Genomic DNA, 20,935 nt, shown 5'->3' with positions numbered 1-20,935 from the left:
CCGTGGCCGCCCTCGCCCCGTCGGTTGCCGAGGTCCGGGCCGCAGTCCGCCGTGCGCTGACCGGGCTGCCATCCGGCGGCACCGTGCTGGTCGCCTGCTCCGGAGGGGCGGACTCGATGGCGCTGGCCGCCGCGACCGCCTTCGTGGCGCCCCGGCTGGGGCTGCGTCCCGGGCTGGTGAGCGTCGACCACGGGTTGCAGCCCGGTTCGGCTGACCGCGCCGCCGAGGTGGCGAAGTGGGCGGCCGACGCCGGGCTGCATCCGGCGCAGGCGGTGGGGGTGACCGTCGCCGGCCGGCCGGGTGGCCCGGAGGCGGCCGCCCGCGAGGCCCGTTACCAGGCGCTGGTGGACTGCGCCCGGGAGCACCGGGCGGTCGCGCTGCTCACCGGTCATACCCGCGACGACCAGGCCGAGACGGTGCTGCTGGCATTGGCCCGAGGTGCCGGCCCACGCGGGCTGGCCGGGATGCCCGAGCGGCGGGAGCTGGCCGGGGTGCCGCTGCTGCGCCCGCTGCTGGACGTCGGCCGGGAGCAGACCCGCGCGGCCTGCGTCGCGCTGGGCCTGACGCCCTGGGACGACCCGCACAACACCGACCCGGCGTACGCCCGCGCCCGGGTCCGGCACGACCTGCTGCCGGAGCTGGTCCGGGTGCTCGGCCCCGGAGTGGTGGCCAACCTGGCCCGGACGGCCCGGCTGGTCGCCGAGGACGCCGCCGCGCTCGACGACCTGGCGGTCGCGGCGCTGGCCGCCGCCCGGGTCGCGGACGGGCTCGCGGTGCCGGCCCTGACCGACCTGCCACCGGCGGTACGCAGCCGCGTGCTGCACGCCTGGGCGCGGGAGCTGGGCGCGCCGCCGGCCGCCCTGGCGCACGGGCACGTGCTGGCGTTGGACGCGCTGGTGACGGCGTGGCACGGACAGGGACCGGCGCACCTGCCCGGCGGCCTGCTCGTTGCGCGCCGCGCGAACCGGCTCGTCGCCCTCGGACCGGGCACCGGGACGGATCGAGCCTGACCTGGCGGCGCCTCCTCGTCGTGGTCCGCCGGGGCGGACCGGGCGGCGCCTCTCCTCGTCGTGGTCCGCCGGGGCCGAGGGGGCGGACGGGGCTGACCGGCCAGTGCATCCCTCATCGCCGGCCGGCGCACCGAGAGGGACCAGGCGGCATATCTCCGCATGAGCGTGATGACTGAGAGGCATGTTCATACCTCTGAGTCATCACGCTCGATCCGCATCTTGATTCCGACGGGCGACGGGCGACGTGCTCGGGCGGACGGCGCGTGCTCGGGCGGCGCGTGGCCGGGCGGGGATCGACCGGGAGCCGCGGGACGCGGTAGACATGGCGGATGGCGTACCCCCGGATGCCGCTCTTCGCCCCCCACGGCGCGGTGGCGACCAGCCATCCGCTCGCCGCGGCCACCGGCCTGGCCGTGCTGCGGCGCGGCGGCAACGCCGTCGACGCGGCGCTGGCCACCGCGATCGCGTTGACCGTGCTGCAACCGCCGTCGAACGACATCGGCGGCGACCTGTTCGCGATCGTCTGGGACGGTGACCGGCTGCACGGCCTGAACGCCTCCGGGCGGTCGCCGGCCGGGCTGACCCGGGAGCTGGTGCTCGCCGCGTCGGAGCGGCGGGAGACCGCGCCGGCCGAGGCGCTCGGTGGCGCCCAGTCGCACGGGCCGGCGATGCCGGCCCGGGGCTGGCTGCCGGTGACCGTGCCGGGCGCGCCGGCCGGCTGGCGGGACCTGCACGACCGGTTCGGCTCGTTGCCCTTCGCGGACCTCTTCGCCGACGCGATCGGGTACGCCGAGCACGGGCACCCGGTCTCCCCCGGGGTGGCGGCCACCTGGGCGCGGGCCCTGGCCGGGCCCGCCGACCCGGCGGGGGAGGAGTTCGCCGAGTTCCGCCGGGTGTTCACCGTCGACGGTCGGGCGCCCCGGCCCGGCGAGCGGTGGCGCAACCCGGATGCGGCGGAGACCCTGCGCCGGATCGCCGTCACCGGCGCGGCGGACTTCTACCGGGGGCGGATCGCGGCGGCGCTGGACGCCCACGCCGCCCGGACCGGCGGGCTGCTCACCGGCGACGACCTCGCGGCGCACGCCTCGACCTGGGTGGACCCGGTGGCCGCCACCTACCGGGACCACCAGGTGTGGGAGCTGCCGCCGAACGGCCAGGGGCTGGCCGCGCTGCTCGCCCTGAACGTGCTCGACGGGGTGGACCTCGCGGCGCTCGATCCGGTGTCGCGGCTGCACTGGCAGGTCGAGGCGGTGAAGCTCGGCTTCGCCGACGCGCACGCGTACGTCGCCGACCCGGAGCGGGTGGCGGTCCCGACGGCTGCCCTGCTCGACCCCGGGTACGCGGCGGCGCGGCGAGCCCTGGTGACCGACCGGGCGGGTACGCCGGCAGCCGGTGACCCGGAGCGCGGCGGCACCGTCTACCTCTGCACGGCCGACTCGGCGGGCATGATGGTCAGCCTGATCCAGTCCACCTACCTGGCCTTCGGGTCCCGGGTGGTGCTTCCCGGGCACGGCTTCGCCCTGCAGAACCGGGGTCTGGGCTTCCGGCTCGACCCGACCCACCCGAACGCGGTGGGACCGGCGAAGCGCCCGTTCCACACCATCATCCCGGGTTTCCTGACCCGGGACGGTGCGCCGGTGGGGCCGTTCGGGGTGATGGGCGGCCACATGCAGCCGCAGGGGCACGTGCAGTTCGTCTCCGCGCTGCTGGACGCCGGTCGCGATCCGCAGGCGGCGCTGGACGCGCCGCGCTGGTACTGGCACGCCGGTCGGTCGCTGCTGGTCGAGCCGGAGCTGGACGGCGACCTGGTCGCCGGGCTGCGGTCCCGCGGGCACGAGGTGACCGTCGCGGTCGAGCCGACGGTCTTCGGGTACGGCCAGGCGATCCTGCGGCTGCCCGGCGGCGGGTACGCGGTGGGCTCGGAGCCCCGGGTCGACGGCGGTGGCTACGGCTGGTGAGCCGCGATCCGGGCCCGGAAGGTGGCCCGGTAGCTGTGCGGGGTGGTGCCGACCCGTCGGGTGAAGTGGTGCCGCAGCCCGGCGGCGTCGCCGAAACCGGCCCGGCCGGCGACCTCCTCCACGCTCAGCGCGGTCTCCTCCAGCAGCCGCCGGGCCAGCAGCACCCGCTGGCTGGTCACCCAGTCGTGCGGGGTGGTGCCGGTCTCGGCGCGGAACCGGCGGGCGAAGGTACGCGGGGCCATGCCGGCCCGGCCGGCCAGGTCTTCCACGGTGACCGGTCGGTCCAGGTGACCCATCAGCCACTCCAGCACCGGTTCCAGGGTGGGCGCCTCGGGTGCGCGCGGGATGGGCGCCTCGACGTACTGGGCCTGGCCGCCGTCGCGGTGCGGCGGGACGACCATCCGGCGGGCCAGCCGGGTGGCGACCGCCGAGCCGTGTTCCTGGCGGACCAGGTGCAGGCAGGCGTCGATGCCGGCGGCGGTGCCGGCGCTGGTGAGCAGCCGGCCGTCCTGGACGTAGAGCGAGTTGCAGCTGACCCGGGCGCGTGGATGGCGTCGTTGCAGCTCGTCGACGTACCGCCAGTGGGTGGTGCAGTCCCGGTCGTCGAGCACCCCGGCCGCGCCGAGCACGAACGCGCCGGCGCAGACGCTGAGCAGCCAGGCGCCCCGCTCGGCGGCCCGCCGGAGGGCGGCGAGCGCCGGCTCGGGGAGGGCACAGCCGTCGCCGTGGGCGGGGACGGCCACCAGGTCGGCCTCCTCGATCGGGGCGAGGTCGGCGTGCGGGACGAGCTGGAAGCCGGAGGCGGTGCGGACCGGGCCGCCGTCGGGGGTGCACACCGCGAAGCGGTAGCCGGGGAAGCCGTCGGCGGTGCGGTCGGTGCCGAAGACCTCGGCGAGCACGCCCAGCTCGAACGCGGCGACCCGGTCGAGCGCGAGGACGGCCACCGATCGGAGCATGTGACGAGGGTAACCGAAGCGGTGGCAGGATATCGATGGTCAGTGTCTTTTCTGCCGCTGTCCGTCGTGGTGGGTGGGGCGCAGACTGGGTGCAGTCCGGTGCGCACCGGCGGCGAAAACCACCTATAACCACGCGAAAGCGAGCGCCGCCATGACCTTCCTTCTGCTCCTCCTCCTGCTCCTCGCGCTGGCCGTCGCATCGGCCGCCGGCCTCACCACGGACAGCCGCGACTCGGCCGACTGGAAGCCGACGGCCGACGGCCGCCGTTGGCAGTCCCGCCCCTGCTGAGGTGATTTGCGCCGTACGCGGTGAAAAATCCCGGCGGGGTCGTGGCGAAACCGGCGGCCCCGCCGACGGAGGCCGCCGGGCGTACGGCAGGCTAGGAGTCATGGCTGACGGCTCCTGGTACGACGCCGACATCGACCACGTGATCATCTCCGAGGCGCAGATCCGCGAGAAGACAGCGGAGCTCGCCAAGCAGGTCTCCGCGGACTACGCGCACGTCGAGGACGGGCTGCTGCTCGTCTGCGTCCTCAAGGGCGCGGTCATGTTCATGGCCGACTTCGCCCGGGCGCTGGGCCGGCAGGGTCCCCCCGCCGAGCTGGAGTTCATGGCCGTCTCCTCGTACGGCCAGGGCACCACCTCCTCGGGCGTGGTCCGGATCCTCAAGGACCTGGACCGGGACATCGCCGGCCGGCACGTCGTGGTCGTCGAGGACATCGTCGACTCCGGTCTCACCCTCTCCTGGCTGCTGCGCTACCTGGAGTCCCGCTCGGCGGCCAGCGTCGAGGTGGTGGCCCTGTTCCGCAAGCCGGACGCGGTCAAGGTGCCGGTCCCGGTCAAGTACGTCGGCTTCGACATCCCCACCGAGTTCGTCGTCGGCTACGGCCTCGACTTCGGCGAGCGCTACCGCGAGGTGCCCTTCGTGGGCGTCCTGAAGCCCGAGGTCTACGCCCGCGCCTGAGAGAGTGTTGTGATACCTGGACGTGATCTTCGTTGACCGTGTCGGGGAAGATCACTTCTGTGTCGCTGTGTCTGTAAACCGGCCTACGAGTCGTCGTTGACGGATGGGCAGTGGGCGGTCATCAAGCCGTTGCTGCCGGTGCGGGATCCGCGGCGGGGTGGTCGGCCGTTGCGGTATCCACGTCGGCTGGTCATTGACACGATCCTGTACGTGTTGCGCACTGGTACGGCGTGGCGGCATGTGCCCCATGACCTCGTGCCGTGGGACGTGGCCTACCGGTGGTTCCGGTGCTGGAGCGCCGACGGCACGTGGGATCGGGTTCACGACCTGCTGCGCGACGCGGTGCGAGTGGCCGAGGGACGTGATCCGCAGCCGTCGGCGGCGGTCCTCGATTCGCAGACCGCGCACAGTCATCAGGGCGGTGAGGCGATCGGCTACGACGCCGGCAAACGCACGCGGGGCCGTAAGCGGCATGTCCTGGTCGACACGTGCGGGCTGCTGCTCAAGGCCGTGGTGCATTCCGCGTCGATCCAGGAGCGTGCCGGCGCCAAGCTGGTCCTGGCGAGGATCACCGAGACGTTCCCGCTGCTGGGTCTGGTCTGGGCCGACGCCGGCTACGTCAACCAGGTCGACAAAGGCCTGCTGGCGTGGGCCCGCACCCACGCCGGACTCGACCTGCAGATCGTGGCCCGCAACGCCGACGTGAAAGGCTTCCAGGTGCTACCCCGCAGGTGGGTGGTGGAACGGACCTTTGCCTGGTTGGGACGGTGCAGACGGTTGGCCCGCGACTACGAACGCAAGCCCGCGCACGCCGAAGCGATGATCAAAGTCGCCATGATCCGCCTGATGGCCGCCCGCCTCGCCGGCGAGGACATCGAACCGCAAGGCCCGATCGAGACCGAAGCAGCTCGACGCCTCGACGACGAACTCAACCCGAAGTAGTCACTGGGTTACCCAACACTCTCTGAGGCGCGGCCCGCGAGATCCACGCCCGCGCCCGAGCGGGCCGGGCCGCCGGATCCGCCGTCGGTGCCGGTCTCGTCAAGCGGACGTTCAGCGGGCTCTCAGCTGAACGGACTACGGTATGGGTCGGTGACGTGGAGGCACTCTCCACGCCCGACCCCTCGAGCCGCGTGACCGGGCGGTCCTGAGGACGGGCGCGGACTTCGCGTCACGCCGGCCCAAACCCGGGTTCGCCGTACGCGTAAGTGCCGGGCTCGCAAGCTCACATCCGGCACTGACGGTGTACCGTCGAATGACCGCGGCGCGGCAGTTTCGCGCCTCGGGGGTCGAGCCGGCCCGCACGGCGGCTGCGGCCGCCGCCCACGGCGGCGACACCATTCAGTCGGTCAGGACGTCGATCAGGAGGATGCGGGCGTCTCGGCGCTCGACGACAGCATGGAACGTACGCGTTTCTTCCGCCGACCGGTGGTCTGGATCATCCTGGTCATCCTCGGCGCCGTTGTGCTCAGTCAGCTGTTCACCGCTGGACCCAGCTACCACCGGGTGGACACGTCCGTCGCGCTGGACCAGCTCAACAAGGGTGGCATCGAAAAGGTCGTCTTCCAGGACAAGGAGCAGACGCTCCAGATCGACCTGAAGGACAAGGCCAAGTTCGGTGACACCAACACCGACCGGATCGAGGCCCAGTTCCCGTACGAGGTGGGCGGCCAGGTCTGGAACGAGGTCCTGGAGGCCAAGTCGGCCAACCGGATCACGGGTCCGGCCGACACCAAGGTCTCCTCGGACAGCATCTGGGTGAGCCTGCTGGTCAACCTGCTGCCCATCGCGCTGCTGGTGCTCCTGCTGCTGTTCTTCATGTCGCAGATGCAGGGCGGCGGCTCCCGGGTGCTCAACTTCGGCAAGTCCAAGGCGAAGATGATCACCAAGGACACGCCGAAGACCACCTTCGCGGACGTGGCCGGGGCCGAGGAGGCCGTCGAGGAACTCCACGAGATCAAGGACTTCCTCCAGAACCCGGCGAAGTACCAGGCCCTGGGCGCCAAGATCCCGAAGGGCGTGCTGCTCTTCGGCCCGCCCGGAACGGGTAAGACGCTGCTCGCCCGGGCCGTCGCCGGCGAGGCCGGGGTGCCGTTCTACTCCATCTCCGGCTCCGACTTCGTCGAGATGTTCGTCGGTGTCGGCGCCAGCCGGGTCCGCGACCTCTTCGAGCAGGCCAAGGCGAACGCCCCGGCGATCGTCTTCGTCGACGAGATCGACGCCGTCGGCCGCCACCGCGGCGCCGGCATGGGCGGCGGTCACGACGAGCGCGAGCAGACCCTCAACCAGCTGCTCGTCGAGATGGACGGCTTCGACACCAAGGGCGGCGTCATCCTGATCGCCGCCACCAACCGGCCGGACATCCTCGACCCGGCGCTGCTGCGCCCGGGCCGCTTCGACCGGCAGATCCCGGTCGACGCCCCCGACATGGAGGGCCGCAAGGCGATCCTGCGGGTGCACGCCAAGGGCAAGCCGTTCACCCCCGACGTCGACCTCGACTCGGTGGCCCGGCGGACCCCCGGCTTCAGCGGCGCCGACCTGGCCAACGTGATCAACGAGTCGGCTCTGCTCACCGCCCGCAAGGACCAGCGGGCGATCACCAACGACTCGCTCGAGGAGTCGATCGACCGGGTGATCGCCGGCCCGCAGCGCCGGACCCGGGTGATGAGCGACCAGGAGAAGAAGATCACCGCGTACCACGAGGGTGGGCACGCGCTGGTCGCCTGGGCGCTGCCGCACGCGGCGCCGGTGCACAAGGTGACGATCCTGTCCCGTGGCCGGTCGCTGGGGCACACCCTGGTGCTCCCCACGGAGGACAAGTACACCCAGACCCGCGCCGAGATGATCGACACCCTGGCGTACGCGCTGGGCGGCCGGGCCGCCGAGGAACTGGTCTTCCACGAGCCCACCACGGGAGCCGGCAACGACATCGAGAAGGCCACCCAGCTGGCCCGCGCGATGATCACGCAGTACGGCATGAGCTCCAAGCTCGGCGCGATCAAGTACGGCACCAGCGGAGACGAACCGTTCCTCGGCCGCAACATGGGCCACGAGCGGGACTACTCCGACGCGGTGGCCGCCGAGATCGACGGCGAGATGCGGGCCCTGATCGAGCTGGCCCACGACGAGGCCTGGGAGATCCTGGTGGAATACCGGGACGTCCTGGACAACATGGTCCTGGAGCTGATGGAGAAGGAGACGCTCTCCACCGCCGACATGGCTCGGATCGCCGCTCGGGTGGTCAAGCGCCCGCCGATGGCCCCGTACAACGGCTTCGGCAAGCGGATGCCCTCCACCGAGCCGCCCGTGCTCACCCCGGCCGAGCAGGAGAAGCTCAGGGCGCAGGCCACGGCCGACGGCATCTCCGTCGGAGGCGCCTCGAACAACTCGGACGGTCTCCACTGAACAGCGACAACGCGGCCAGCCCCGAGCGATCGGGGCTGGCCGCCTCGTCCACCGAGCCCGGGGACGAGGCGCTCGACTACGTCGCCGCCCGACTGATCAGCGGCAAGCTCACCGGCCGGCCGGTCGAGGACACCATGGACCTCGCCCGGATCGAGAAGGCGGTCCGGGAGATCCTCGTCGCCGTCGGCGAGGACCCCGACCGGGACGGCCTCCAGCAGACCCCGGCCCGGGTCGCCCGCGCGTACGCGGAACTCTTCGCCGGCCTGCGGGTCGACCCCGCGCAGGTGCTCAGCACCACCTTCGAGGCCAATCACCAGGAGCTCGTCCTCGTCCGCGACATCGACGTGATGAGCCTCTGCGAGCACCACCTCCTCCCGTTCCGGGGCAGCGCGCACATCGGCTACATCCCGGGCCCGGACGGTCGGATCACCGGCCTGTCCAAGCTGGCCCGGCTGGTCGAGGTCTTCGCCCGCCGGCCCCAGGTCCAGGAGCGGCTCACCTCCCAGATCGCCGACCTGCTGATGACCAGGCTGGCCCCGGCCGGCGTCATCGTGGTACTGGAGTGCGAGCACATGTGCATGGCGATGCGCGGCATCCAGAAGTCCGGCGCGAAGACCATCACCTCCGCCGTACGCGGCATCCACCAGGAGGACGCCAAGTCCCGCGCCGAGGCGATGTCGCTGATCCTGCACCGCTGAGCGGGGCAGATCCGGCCGGCTGACGCGTCGGCCGGTGACCGGCCTCAGCCGGCCAGCATGGCCAGCACGATCCCGGCGGTGGCCAGCACCGCCGGCACCAGGCAGACCAGCGCTCCGAAGCGGGGCGTCCGCTCGACCCCGCCGTCCGGTCCGGCCGGGAAGAGCCGCCCGATGCCCAACCAGCCCAGCATGAACGCCACCGCCGGCATCGGCAGTCCGCAGGCCAGCGCGGCGATGCTCGCCGCACCGGTGCCGGTGGCCACGAACAGGATCACCTGGAGCACCGGGACGAGCAGCGCCAGCGGCCCGTACACCAGCAGGTTGCGCGGCCCGACCGGCCACGACGTCGGTCGCAGCCGGCTCCGCGCCTCCAGCACCCCGTCCGCGGCGTCCGCCCAGCCCCGGGCCGCGCGCAGGGCCGCCAGCACCGCCGTCGGCCCACCCGCCATCGACCGGGCCGCCTCGGTCAGCTCCGGCGGCGACGGCACCAGCGAGATCGCGGGTACGCCCAGCTCCCGCAGCCGCGCCTGCTGCGGCGCCAGCCGCGCGTGTACCTCGGACAGCTCCTCGCGGGCGGCCTGCACCGCGCGCGCCTGCTCACCGGCGGCGGTCGCCGCAGTCCGCCGTACCCCGTCCAGCTGGCGGGCCGCCGCCACGTAGTCCGCCCAGGCCGCCCCCGCCGGATCGCCGTCGGCGGCCGGGCGGGGGGCCGGCACGGCGGTCCCGGTGTCGACGCCGGTCACTGGTCCACCTCTGTTCGCGACTGCGGGGCTCGCAGACCCGGCTCACTCCTCGCGCTCACTGGTCCGCCTCCCCGAAGGGCGCCAGCACGGCCCCCCGCTCGCCGGGACCGTCCCAGAGAATCGCCCGGCCGGGCCGGGGACGCCACAGCACCGGCCGGTCGAAGAGCTGCTCCAACCGGGCACCCGGCAGGTCCGTCACCACCACGGCGGTCAGCTTGTCCACCTCACCGGCCGGGCCGAGCAGCGTGGTCAGCGGGGCCGCGGACCGCCACCAGCCCAACAGGTGCAGCCCCGCGGCCGGGCCGTCGAGCAGCACCGACCGCAACTGCTCGCCGGGCAGGTCCGCCTCGGCCACCGCGTCCAGCCCGAACACCACCAGGTAGCCGGGCTCGCCCGCCGCCATCGCCGCCCGCAGGCCGGCCGCGTCCACCGTCTCCACGGGGTGCCCGGCCAGCGCGCCGGCCAACTCGTCCGCCGCGTCCACCGAACCCTCGACCAGCGGAGCCAACACGAACCGGGCTTCCGGATGGTGCGCGGCCACGCTCCGGGCGGCGGTGACCAGCAGCCGTCGCGCCTCGTCGTCGCGACCGAGGACCGCCAGGTTCCGTCCCGCCGCCGGCCCGAGCGGCACCGTCACCGTGCTGCGGCGGACGTCCACCGCCCGGCCGAGCAACGCGGCCGGCCCGTGCGCCCGACCCGCCGTCGCCGCCCGGAAGCGGGGGTCGTTCGCCAGCAGAGGCCGGGCGTACCCGGCGAAGACCAGCGGCGGGGTGGCGTCCTCGGGGCGGGCCGACCAGAGCCGCTGCCGCAACGCGGCCAGCTTGTCCGGATCCTCGTGCGGATCCGGGAAGCGGATCATCCGCTCGTGTCCCCGGGTCGCGCCCCGCGGGCCGCCCAGCCCGCCGGCGGTGTTCACCACCGCGCTGCCCACCGGCAGCCCGGCCGCCGCGTCGTTCGCCGGCTCCAGCACCGCCGACCCGCCGGGCAGCGCCACCCGCACCGGGAACTGGCCGAGCAGCGGGTGGCGCGGGCCACCGATGCCCAGGTCACCCTCGCCGGCCAGGACCAGGTGGATGCCGTACGCCCGCCCGCCGCGCGCCAGCGCGTCCAACCGGGCCAGCGTCTCCGCAGCCAGCCGGTCCCGCTCGCGCAGCAGCAGGGGGAAGTTGTCGATCACGCAGACGATCCGGGGCAGAGCCTGGTGCTGCCGCAGCTCCGGATAGCGCTGCCCGCCGGCCCGGCGACCCGCCTCCTCCCGGTGGTGCAGCTCCGCCTCCAGCTCACCGAGGAGGTCTGCCACGTACTCCCGGTCGGCGGCCATTCCCGCGGCCCGCACCTGCGGCACCCACGACCGGTCCCGCTCGGTCTGCAGGAACTCGGCGAACGACTCACCCTCGCCCAGGTCCGCCAGGTAGAGGGCCAGCTCGTCGGGGCCGTACCGGGCGCTCAGGCCGAACAGCACGTTGGTCAGGAACGCCGACCGCCCCGCCCCGGACCGCCCGCTGACCAGCCAGTGCGGCGTCAGCTCGGTGAACCCGACGCTCACCGGCCGGCCGGCGGCGTCACCCACCATCGTGCTCAGACCGTCGGCGGAGGTCGACTCCCACAGCTCCCCGGCCGGCAGCAGGTCGGCCAGGGCGAGCCGGGAACCGTCCTCGATCTGCCGGGCCAGCCGGCGGCACACCGCCGTCACCAGCTCGGCCGGAGGATCCGCGTCCACGAAGACCGGCGAGTTCAGGCCGCCGGGGGACGCCGACCCGGGCGAGCTCAACGCCGCCTCCGGTGGATCCCCGACCAGCGCGTACGCGTTGCGTACCGCCAGCGGGGTGGCCCGGGGCAGCGGATCCCGTCGGGTCGGCCAGCCGGCCAGCACCAGGTGCAAGCCCGCCCGGTGGCCCTGGGCGGCCAGTTCCGCCAGCCGGTCCAGGTCGCTCGACCCCGTTCCGGCCGGCAGTTCGGCCACCACCAGCAGCAGCGTACGGTCGTGCCGGCGCTGCCGGGTGGCGCCCGCGCCGACCCACTGCTCGGCCTCGTCGAGCACCGCCCGCAGCCCGGCCACGTCGACCGCCGGCGGCGGCAGCAGACCCGCGTCGGCCAGCGGCGCGAACCCGGCGAAGGTGTCGCCGGCGGCGTCCACCGCCCGCACCAGCAGCCCGCCGGCCGGCGTGCCGGCCAGCAGCCGCAGCAGCACCGCGCGGAGCAACCCGGCCACCCGCGGCTCGGTGGCGTCCCCGTCGACACTGAGGTGGCCGGTGCCCACCAGCGGCACCAGCGCCGGGAACCGGGCGTCGTCGAGCGGCGCGGCGGTGCCCACCCGGACGAACTGCGGCGGGGTGTCCGCCGGTGGGGTGGTCGCGGTCAGGCTCTCCAGCGGTTCGCCGGACCAGCCGGGAGCGGCCAGCGCCGCCGCCGTCCGCAGCCGCTCCGCCAGCTCGTACTGTCGATGATGGTCTGCGGGAGCGGGGCGGATCTCGTCGAGGATGCCGGCGGCGGCCGCCGCGGTCGCCGCGGCCCGCCGGTGCAGGGCGGCGGACCGGCCGGCTCGCGCCTTCGGACTGGCCACCGCGTCCACCTCTCTTCCCGAGGCCGACATCTGCTCCCCGAGCAGTGACCGTATCCCAGCCGGGGCAGGTCCCGACGGATGTCGGTCGGCGCTGCGCCGGTCTTTACCCACCGCAGTGGCCCGACTCACCGTCCGCCCGGGGTGTCGCCCCGGCGGGTCGCCACGATCGGCCGATCCGGGGCATTGGGTACGCGGCTTCCGGCCGATAGCCTCAGGGGGTGGAATCAGTGCAGCCCCCCGCCGGTTCCCAGGTGTCCCGAGTACCGGCGCAACGGACCTCGCCGGACCAGTTCGCGCCGCCGGCCCCCGCGCCGGCGCCCGGCCGGCCGCCCCGCCGGCTGCGTACCGTCCTGGTGGTGGTCGCGGGGGTGCTGGCGTTGCTGCTGGTCGGTGGCGCGGTGACCGCCTTCGTCCTGTACGACCGGGCTACGGCACCGGATCGCAGCGCCCCGGATGTCGTCGTGGCTAGCTACATCCAGGCGTTTCTCATCGACAAAAACGACACCAAGGCCGCGCAGTTCGTTTGCGACGCCAAAGCCGATCTCGCTGCCGTCGAGGACCTTCGCCATGAGGTCGAGCAGCGGGAGGCCAAGTTCAAGGTCGTGGTCCGCATCAACTGGGGTCCACTCGTCAGTACCAAGACCGAGGACGGCGAGAGCGTGGCCACAACACTGACCATCGCAGGTTTCGCTGACGGGCAGCCACGCAGCAGCCGGCGCGAGGACTGGACCTTTGACGTGGTCAAAGAAGAGGACGAATGGCGGCTGTGTGGGGCGCACCCGCAGGTATAGGCACTATTCGATCCAGAGTAGATGCACCGGGACCTCCAGGGTGGTGGGCGGCTGGCCGCGCCAGGCCCAGCGGTACCAGTCGAGCTCCGATGTGACGCGGACGCAGATATCGCCCTCCGCCCCGGAGTAGGTCTCGGTGACGGCTCGCAGGTCGCGATGCTCGACCGCGTCGACGACGTGCACGACCCGGCGTCCGCTCACCGCGTCGGCCTCGAAGACCGGCGTGGGTGCGCGGTGCGAGGGCTGGTCCAGGGAGACCAACCGTGAACCTGCGGCGGGTGCCGTGCCGGTGACGGGCGACCGTTCGCCGATCGTCTCCACCCACACCCGTTCGACCGGCACGAGCGGGGCGAAGACCTCCACCTGCTCGGCCTCGGCCCGGTACCACTCGTGCTCCGGGATGACCGGCACGTAGGTGCGGCTGTTCTGCACCACCCGGTCGTCGGCGCGCAGGTCGCCGCGCCAGCCGAGCCCAGGCAGGCCGACCAGGACCCGCCGGCCGCGCAGCTCGACCCGGCCGGTCGCCGGCACGATCTCGACGGGCCGGGGTGGCAGCGGCGCCCAGTCGGGCTGGCCGGCGAAGGGGTCGGGGAGGGGCCCGGTCATCTGCTGGGCGACCTCATGCCTTCCGGTCCACCGGGGCGCCCCGCTCGCGCATGAACGGCACCGGGTTGATCGCCCCGGCCTTCGACCGGTCGCCGTCGACGTGGACCTCGAAGTGCAGGTGCGGGCCGGAGGAGTTGCCGCTGCTGCCGCTGCGGCCGATCTCCTGGCCGACGGTCACCAGCTGGCCCGGCTTCACCAACGGCTGCCGGATCATGTGGCAGTAGCGGGTGATGTAGCCCCCGGCGTGCAGGATATCGACGAACCACCCGCAGCCGCCCTTGCCGGGGTAGCCGTCCCGTCCGCAGTCGCGTCGCCCGCTGTGGTCGGGGTCGCAGCGGGCGACTAGGACCCGGCCGCTGGCGGCGGCGTGGATCGGGGTGTCCTTGCCGGCATCGAGGTCCACCCCGTTGTGCGCCGGTCGCTCGGCGGTCCGGAAGCCGGAGACCACCCCGCCGGGGAGGGGCGCGGTCCAGCCGGAGGCGGCGATCCGGGCGCCGGCGGCCACGTCACAGACCGCCTTGGCGCCCAACTGCACGGTGCGGGCGGCCCCGCCGGCCAGCGCGTCGACGATCTGGCCGGCCAGGTCCTCGTGCTTGGCGTACGCGTAGGGGAATGCGCTGACCTGCACCTTCTGGGCGGCCTCCCAGAGGCTGAGCCGTTCCCAGCCGGGGATGGTGAGCAGCTTCTGGTAGAACTTGCCCGCCGCGTACGCCGGGTCCTGCAACTGGGCCGGGGTGCCCCAGCCCTGGCTGGGGCGCTGCTGGAACAGGCCCACCGAGTCGTGGTCGTTGCGCCGCCCGAGGTGCCCGAGGTTGCGCAGGGCCGACTCCTGCATGGCGGTGGCGACGGCAATCACCCAGCCCCGGGCCGGCACCTTCATGTCCTGGCCGACCTTGATGATGACCGCGGCGTTGCGGATCTGGTCGTCGCCGTACTTCGTGAAGCGGGGCATGATGCCGGCGACCTTGACCGTGTGCGACGTGCCGCAGGTGAGCCCGGCGATGCGGGGGTCGTCCTTCTGCTCGTCCCCGAGCTCGGTGAGCAGGAACGCGCCCGCACCGCCGACGCAGCAGAGCAGCGCGAGGAGTGCGGTCAGCGCGGTGGCGACGGCGCCGCGCCGCAGGGTACGGCGGGGCGTCGAAGATGCGGCGTCGTCGGTCATTCCCGCTCCCAGTCGACGGTGTCCACCAGCCATCGCCCGTCGGGCGAGACGAGGGTCAGCCGGAGCCGGCCGAAGTCGAGCGGCAGGGTGACCTCGGTGATGGTCGCGGTCCGCGGCTGCAGGGTGGGCTTCCCGGTGACCTGCGTCGCCGGCACCCCCGCCGGGTCCGCGCCGCGCAGATGCTCGATCAGGGTCGGGGTCGAGAAGGGACGCATCGCGTCCTGCCAGCGCTTCGCGTCGGGGCCACCGCCCAGCCAGGCCGTCGCGAACCGCTCGGCGGTGCGCTCCGGGGTCAACGCCCCGGACCGGGTCCGCGGCGACGGCGGCTCCGGGGTGAGGTTCGCGCCGTCGTCACCGGTGCGCGGGTCCACCGTGGTGATCGGCTCGCGCGGTCGGGTGGTCAGTCCGGTCGCCGACTGGTCCGGCCCGGAGACCAGACGCGCCGCGCCGATGATCCCGAAGACCACCACCGCGATGCCGAGCGCGACGCCGATCCTCGACCGCAGTGCCCGGGTGAAGAGGAACTCCAGCGCCCGTCGCATGACCGTCACCGTGCCTCGGACCGCACCCGGGGGGTGGGCTGCGCGGGCTCACGGTCGGCCGACCCGGGCCGGTAGATGGCGAAGGAGGTGTTCTCCTCCGGCACGTCCGGCTCCGTCCAGGTGGCCGGGGCCCGGCGGCGGGGTTGCGGGGGAATTGGCCGCTCCGGGCGCCGCTGCTCGACCTCGGGTGCCTCGCCGACGCCCTCCCGCCCGTCCGACCGCTGCCGCTCGGCGGACCCGGTCGGCTCCGGCCGCGTCGACGAGTGCACCGGGTCCTCCCGGCGGGCCTCGGGGCGCAGGCTGGTCTGTTCCGGCACCACGCCGCGGCGGCGACCCATCGCCGGTTCGGTCGTGCCACCCGGCTCCACCACATCCAGCCGCGCGGCCACCCGCACGTCACGGAAGAAGCGGCGGTGCCACGAGCCGGCCGAGCTGACCGCCTCGCTGCTGTCCTTGCCGCCGAGTTGGGTGATGCGCCGGTAGGGGCGCAGCAGGAGCCAGCCGACCACGCCGCAGAGCCAGACCAGCACCACCTGGAGCCAGCCGGGCAGGGTCGGCGTACTCATGATCAGGTCGACCGCGAAGAGGTAGATGGCCGCGCCGGTGCCGAAGATGGCGATGTTGAAGACGGCGGCGACGACGGCGTTGCCCAGCCGGCGCAGCCCGGCGCTCGCCGGCCGCATCAGGCCGATCGTGCCGAGGATCGGCGCCGCGATCACCGCCCACCGGAAGATCAGGAAGCCCAGCAGGACCAGCAGGGAGGCGGTGAGGTCGAACATCGCGAAGAGCAGCGAGGCGAGCACCGCGATGAAGCCGGCCCCGACCCGGTCCATGTCCCGCACGCCCTGGAGATACTCGTACGCCTCCGGGTCCTCCGACTTGATCTGCTCGGCGACCTTGGCCCACTGCTGCTGCTTAGCCTTGATGACGACGTTGCGGGTGGCGGGATTCGCGCGCATCGACTCCGCCTCGTCCCAGGTGAGGGACTTCGCGTCGTACAGCGCGGGGCCGTACTTCTTGGCCGTCTCGCTGTCCGCCGAGCCGAGGATCCCCCGCAGCCAGTTGCGGTAGAGCATGGTCTCGGTGGAGGTGTCGCTGGCCCGGACGGCCGGCGGCCGGTGATCCTTGCACGCCTCCGGGTTCGGGTCGTCGCACTGCCCGGGTGGTGTGTCGCGGGTCGCGGGGCCGACCGCGTCGTGGACCACCGCGAGCGTCGTGACCAGGGTGCCGTCGGCGATGTTGGCGGACTTGACCGGCCACGCGGCCAGCGCGGTCACCGCCACCATCACCAGCAGCGCCCATCCGGCAGTGGTCATCGCGTTGCTCATGTCCGACTGCCGGGAGCGCCAGAGCAGGTAGAGACCCACCACGCAGAGCGTGACGATGCCGAAGACGCTGAACACCTTCCGGTACACGGCCTTGGTGGCCTGCTCGACCAGCGGGTCGGCCCAACCCCACATCGAGCGGGGATCCCAGGCCCGCTCCCGGAGCGCGTTCGACGCGCCGATCACGGCGTTGGCGAACATGAACTCCCCGTTGGCCACCATGGTGGTGAAGCGGTAGTCGGGGTGCAGGACGGAGGAGGCGCACCCGCCCTCGACGTCGTACGTGGTGTAGCTGTACCCGGCGTACCCGTAGTCGCTGTAGAGGCCCTTGGGGCCCGGCAGCTTCGACGAGTCCGGCCGGGAGGCGAACCAGCCGGCCAGGCCGGAGTCCGGCGCGCCCGGTGTCGGCGCGTTGCGGCACTGGACCTGGTCGTCGCTGACCGCCTTGAGCTTGGCGACGCAGGCCCGGAAGTCGGTCTGCCACTCCTGGGTGCTGCACAGTTCGGCAGCGGCGGCGGCCCGGGTGACGGGCGCGGCCGGTGCGGCGGACGCCGGTGTGCCACCGACCACCGGCCACCCGATGGTGGCCCCGGCGAGTACGCCGAGCGCGAGGAGGAGCGCCGCGATCCGTGCCCGGGCCCTCGCCATGTCACGCCTCCAGGTCAGGCAGGAGAGTCGGCAGTTGGCCGGCGGCCTGGGCGACCGCCGCCGGAGTGGTGTCCAGGTGTTCGAGCAGTCCGTCGACGTACGAGACGTCGACGCGTACCTTCTGCACCCGTCCGTCGACGTCCCGCATGACGAACTCGCGGAACCCGAGGCGGGCGGAGGAGCCGGCGTCGGCGGCGGAGAGTGAGGCGAGGGTGGCCTCGTAGCCGTCGTTGACCGGCACCCGGAGCAGGCGCAGCGCCTCGGAGGCGATCTCGCTGTCCTCCGCGATCCGACCGACGAAGACGGTGGAGACGAGGTTCTGCACGTCGAGGCCGAGGATGTCCTTCGGGTTCTGCGAGGCGACCAGTGCGGCGAGGTTCCACTTTCGGGAGTCGCGGGCGAGGCGGACGAGGAAGGACCGGCCGGAGCGCCAGCCCTCCATGAAGTGCGCCTCGTCCAGGCCGACCAGCTTCCGGGAGGACATCGACCCGCCGTAGCAGCGCCGCACCGCGAGCCGGTGGGCGGTGTGCAGCATCGGCAGGGCGAGCGCCTCCTCGGCCGACCAGTACTCGCGTTCGATCTTGAGGTCGGGCAGGCGTAGCCCGGCCATGGTGATCACGGTCAGCGCCGCGTCGGCACCGAGCAGGCCCTCTGGTGGCCGGCCGAAGAAGAGCATGGCCAGGGGCATCTCGGCGGTGTCGAGCAGCAGGTTGGCCAGCTCCCGCCCGGCGTCGTCGTCGAGCCCCTGAAGGCAGGTGACCACGTCGTCCAGGGTGGACGTCTCCTCGGCGGGCACCTGGCGTACGGCGTGCCGGAACAGGGTGGCGGTGGACGCCTCCCGGGCCACCTGCGGCGGCACCAGCATCATGCAGATGTCCTGCACCAGCATCCGGCGCTCGGCCCGGGCGTTGGAGACGGCGATCTCGAACTCCCGGTCGCCCGCGGCCCCCGAGCCGAACTCGCTGCGCAGCGGCGTCGGGATGAGCGAGTAGGGAGCGAGGGTGCCGTGCTCCGACCCGGTCAGGTTGAGCACGCGCGAATACGGCCGCAGCTCGGGCATCGCGCAGAGCCGGGCCAGCGGGCCGGACGGGTCGAGCAGGGTCACCTGCGCGCCGCGTCGAGCGGCCAGGTAGCCGAGCGCGCCGAGCAGGGTCGACTTGCCACCACCCGGTTCGGCGACGAAGACCGCGAGCCCGGAGCGTTCCCGCACCTCCATCGGGAAGTGCAGGTCGAGGAAGACCGGGCGGCGGCAGGTGCCCGCCGTGCGGCCGATCAGGTCGCCGCGCCGGTCACCGACGGTGGAGGCGGCCTGGGGCAGCGCCGCGGCGAGCAGCGGCACCGGCATCCGCCGGACGTAGCCGGTGTTGGCGATCGGCTCGCCGGGGATGAACTCCCGGGCCAGCCAGTCCTGGTTCTTCGGGTGCTGGAGGGAGATCCGCAGCTCCCGGGAGTAGAGCTGGACCAGCCGGCGGGCCCGTTCCAGGCACTCCTCCCGGGTCCGGCCGCCGACGGCGATCCGGTGCCAGCCGTGCGCCCGGGCCGAGTCGACCGGCAGGCCGGTGGTCATCTCGTCGCCGATCACCAGCGCCCGTTTGGCGAGCCGTTCCAGCTCCGGCGGCGCGTCGATGCCGTGTTCGGCGTAGTCGAGCTGCTGGGAGCGGATCATCCGCAGCCGGTGTTCGAGGTTCCGGAAGGAGTCCCCGGAGCCGAGGATGTCGACCCGGGTGGAGATCTCCATCGGCCACGGCAGCCGTTCGTGGAAGTGCAGCCACGGCTCGTGCCGCTCGGGGATCTCCAGCGGCTCCATCCGGCCGACCGCCAGCACCGCCACGTGCCGTTCCTCGCCGGTCATCCGGTTGACCAGCTTGACGGTGGAGCCGTACGGGGTGCGGTAGCGCTCGATCTGCTCGGTGAGGGCGAGCAGGTCGCCGCGTTCCCACCGACCGTCGGTCACCGGGGAGAGGGTGCCGGGTGGCGCCATGCAGAGTGCCACCGAGCGGTAGAGCAGCCACTCGAGCTCCTGGGCGGTGACCCGCCGGCCACGCATGCCGAACGCGCCGAGCACCTCGTCGAACTGCTCGACGGTGCGGCCCAGCTTGCGGCGCTCGCCCTCGGCGGTGCCCCGCCCGAAGGCGCGCAGCAGCCGTTCGGTGAGCGAGTCGCCGAGGGACCGGCGGGCGAAGGTGACGCCCAGGTAGGTCTGCCCCTCGGCGTGGTTGACCGACATCAGGTGTCGCTGCGCGGCGACCAGGTGGTCGGCCCAGCCGGTGGTACCCGGCACGTCGGGCAGGGGTGCGGCGGTGTGTGCGTCGACGGTGCGGGCCCACTCGTCGGCCGGGAACGGCCGGGTGGTGCGGCGCAGGTGCAGCCGGAAGCCGGCGAGGCCGGCGTACTGCTCGGAGATCGCGGCGAGCAGCGCCTCCCGCTCGGCGTCCGGGCGGAACGCCCAGCGGACCTCGGGGAGCCAGTACCAGGCGGTGACCGTGTTCGGGGTGAAGGTCAGGTGCCCGGCGATCTCGGTGACGGCCAGCTCGACGGAGGGGTCGCGGTCCCCGAACTTGATCTTCGGGGGCTTGATCCGGACCGGCCGGACCGGCTTGTCGTCGCGCTTCGCCGCGGCCCGCTGGCGCGGTGGCGCCAACGCCCGCCCGGCCGGGGACGCCACGTCCCGCCCCGCCGGCGGGGCCATGTCCTGCCCGGGGGGCGTCGCCACCTCGTGACCGGGCGGCGCCGTCATCTCGCGGCCGACCGGGCGGGCCTCCGCCTCCCGGCGGAACGCCCGCCGGCCGTACGCGGGCAGCTCCGGCTCGGTCGGCCGGACGTCGTGGACCTCGGCCGTCTCCGCGGGGAGCGTCCCCGACCCGGCGTCGGCGGTCGGGCGGAGCACGGGAAGCCGGTCCCCGGGCTGGTGCGGCACCCGGCTCCGGGCCGGCGGCAGCTGACGGGCCGGCGGAGGCTCCAGGGCCGGTGCGGGCTCCGGGGCCGGCGGAAGCTCGACGGCCGGCGACCGGCCGGTCAGTGCCACCGGCTCCGACAGTGGTGGCCGGGCGGCCGGCGACGGGGCCTCGGCGGCCGGTTGCCGGCCGGCCGGCCGGGGCGGGGTGCGGTGTCGCACGCCCGGGGCGGGCTCCACCACGGGCGCCGGGGGCTGGTGCGGGATGGCCGGCTGCTCGCGTTCGCCCCCGTGGTGCGGTGCGACCGCCGGTGACCGGTGGGACGTGGGAGGGGCGGGCAGCGCGGCGCGGGCCGGGCCGGGGCGGGTGCCGCCGAACAGGTCGAGGAAGGGCGAGTCGATGTCCGTACCGTCGCCGACCAGCGGCGGCGGGGCGGCCGGCTCGACCGCCCGCTGGTTGCTGGGGCGGGGGGCCTGGAAGACGCCGACCCGGCCGTGCCCGGGGCTCGGCACCAGGGCGGGGTCGAGAGCGGCCTCGTCCGGCCCGCCTTCCTCGGCGTAGTCGAGTGAACGCGCACGGTTACCGTGCGGGCCGGCGTGCCGTCCGGCCGGGGAACCCGGCGTGGAGGAGCGGTTCATGCCACCGCCTCGCCCGTGTCGTGGGACAGCA

16 protein-coding genes are annotated in these 20,935 nt (G+C 73.7%); 8 read left to right on the top strand and 8 right to left on the bottom strand.

The window, feature by feature from the left end; all coding sequences use genetic code 11:
• Positions 1-2: 2 nt before the first annotated feature.
• Positions 3-1,010: a tRNA lysidine(34) synthetase TilS gene (tilS, locus tag GA0074704_RS01310; RefSeq protein ID WP_088968802.1), complete on the top strand. Its 1,008-nt coding sequence runs from the start codon at positions 3-5 to the stop codon at positions 1,008-1,010.
• A gap of 329 nt (positions 1,011-1,339) precedes the next feature.
• A complete protein-coding gene (locus GA0074704_RS01305; RefSeq protein ID WP_088968801.1) occupies positions 1,340-2,968 on the top strand; it encodes a gamma-glutamyltransferase family protein in 1,629 nt (542 codons plus the stop codon).
• Here the strand turns inward: GA0074704_RS01305 and GA0074704_RS01300 are convergent.
• Positions 2,956-3,924, bottom strand: a complete 969-nt coding sequence (locus tag GA0074704_RS01300) for a GlxA family transcriptional regulator (RefSeq protein ID WP_088968800.1) — start codon at positions 3,922-3,924, stop codon at positions 2,956-2,958. The two genes, GA0074704_RS01305 and GA0074704_RS01300, sit on opposite strands and share 13 nt — an antisense overlap.
• Before the next feature lie 151 nt (positions 3,925-4,075).
• Between GA0074704_RS01300 and GA0074704_RS28980 the strand changes: the two genes are divergently transcribed.
• The 5 genes from GA0074704_RS28980 to folE all read left to right on the top strand — a co-directional run bounded on the left by GA0074704_RS28980 (position 4,076) and on the right by folE (position 8,992).
• Entirely contained in the window at positions 4,076-4,213 is a 138-nt protein-coding gene (locus GA0074704_RS28980; RefSeq protein ID WP_172880333.1) for a hypothetical protein, read from the top strand.
• A gap of 100 nt (positions 4,214-4,313) precedes the next feature.
• Positions 4,314-4,889, top strand: coding sequence for a hypoxanthine phosphoribosyltransferase (hpt, locus tag GA0074704_RS01295; protein WP_088968799.1), 576 nt, complete (start codon positions 4,314-4,316; stop codon positions 4,887-4,889).
• A 57-nt stretch (positions 4,890-4,946) separates the two neighbouring features.
• Complete coding sequence (locus GA0074704_RS01290; protein WP_157743812.1) at positions 4,947-5,831, top strand: IS5 family transposase; 885 nt, start codon at positions 4,947-4,949, stop codon at positions 5,829-5,831.
• 456 nt (positions 5,832-6,287) lie between these two features.
• On the top strand, positions 6,288-8,294 hold the full coding sequence (gene ftsH / locus GA0074704_RS01285) for an ATP-dependent zinc metalloprotease FtsH (protein WP_088968797.1): 2,007 nt from the start codon (positions 6,288-6,290) through the stop codon (positions 8,292-8,294).
• A gap of 35 nt (positions 8,295-8,329) precedes the next feature.
• The gene (folE, locus tag GA0074704_RS01280; protein WP_088968796.1) at positions 8,330-8,992 is read left to right on the top strand and encodes a GTP cyclohydrolase I FolE; all 663 of its coding nucleotides are present in this window, start codon (positions 8,330-8,332) and stop codon (positions 8,990-8,992) included.
• A 44-nt stretch (positions 8,993-9,036) separates the two neighbouring features.
• Here the strand turns inward: folE and GA0074704_RS01275 are convergent, their stop codons facing one another.
• Positions 9,037-9,735: a hypothetical protein gene (locus GA0074704_RS01275; RefSeq protein ID WP_088968795.1), complete on the bottom strand. Its 699-nt coding sequence runs from the start codon at positions 9,733-9,735 to the stop codon at positions 9,037-9,039.
• Positions 9,736-9,790: 55 nt separating this feature from the next.
• Positions 9,791-12,307 (bottom strand): FtsK/SpoIIIE domain-containing protein, encoded by a 2,517-nt coding sequence (locus GA0074704_RS01270; RefSeq protein WP_172880843.1) that lies wholly within the window; start codon positions 12,305-12,307, stop codon positions 9,791-9,793.
• A 218-nt stretch (positions 12,308-12,525) separates the two neighbouring features.
• Here GA0074704_RS01270 and GA0074704_RS01265 point away from each other — a divergent pair, with 218 nt between their 5' ends.
• Positions 12,526-13,089, top strand: a complete 564-nt coding sequence (locus GA0074704_RS01265) for a hypothetical protein (RefSeq protein WP_088968793.1) — start codon at positions 12,526-12,528, stop codon at positions 13,087-13,089.
• 3 nt (positions 13,090-13,092) lie between these two features.
• On the opposite strand, the gene GA0074704_RS01260 is transcribed toward GA0074704_RS01265, so the two are convergent.
• The 5 genes from GA0074704_RS01260 to GA0074704_RS01240 are packed head-to-tail and all read right to left on the bottom strand — an operon-like array spanning position 13,093 to position 20,904.
• Positions 13,093-13,695: a hypothetical protein gene (locus GA0074704_RS01260; protein ID WP_088968792.1), complete on the bottom strand. Its 603-nt coding sequence runs from the start codon at positions 13,693-13,695 to the stop codon at positions 13,093-13,095.
• A 13-nt stretch (positions 13,696-13,708) separates the two neighbouring features.
• Positions 13,709-14,857, bottom strand: coding sequence for a M23 family metallopeptidase (locus tag GA0074704_RS01255; protein ID WP_088968791.1), 1,149 nt, complete (start codon positions 14,855-14,857; stop codon positions 13,709-13,711).
• Positions 14,854-15,408, bottom strand: a complete 555-nt coding sequence (locus tag GA0074704_RS01250; protein WP_088968790.1) for a hypothetical protein — start codon at positions 15,406-15,408, stop codon at positions 14,854-14,856. Before GA0074704_RS01250 ends, GA0074704_RS01255 begins: the two co-directional genes overlap by 4 nt.
• Positions 15,405-17,372, bottom strand: coding sequence for an MraY family glycosyltransferase (locus GA0074704_RS01245; RefSeq protein WP_088968789.1), 1,968 nt, complete (start codon positions 17,370-17,372; stop codon positions 15,405-15,407). Before GA0074704_RS01245 ends, GA0074704_RS01250 begins: the two co-directional genes overlap by 4 nt.
• A gap of 1 nt (position 17,373) precedes the next feature.
• The gene (locus GA0074704_RS01240) at positions 17,374-20,904 is read right to left on the bottom strand and encodes an ATP-binding protein (RefSeq protein ID WP_088968788.1); all 3,531 of its coding nucleotides are present in this window, start codon (positions 20,902-20,904) and stop codon (positions 17,374-17,376) included.
• Positions 20,905-20,935 lie beyond the last annotated feature (31 nt).

Origin of the sequence: Micromonospora siamensis, assembly GCF_900090305.1 — a bacterium.
Lineage (GTDB): Bacteria > Actinomycetota > Actinomycetes > Mycobacteriales > Micromonosporaceae > Micromonospora > Micromonospora siamensis.
This window is presented reverse-complemented; position numbering and strand designations above follow the sequence as displayed.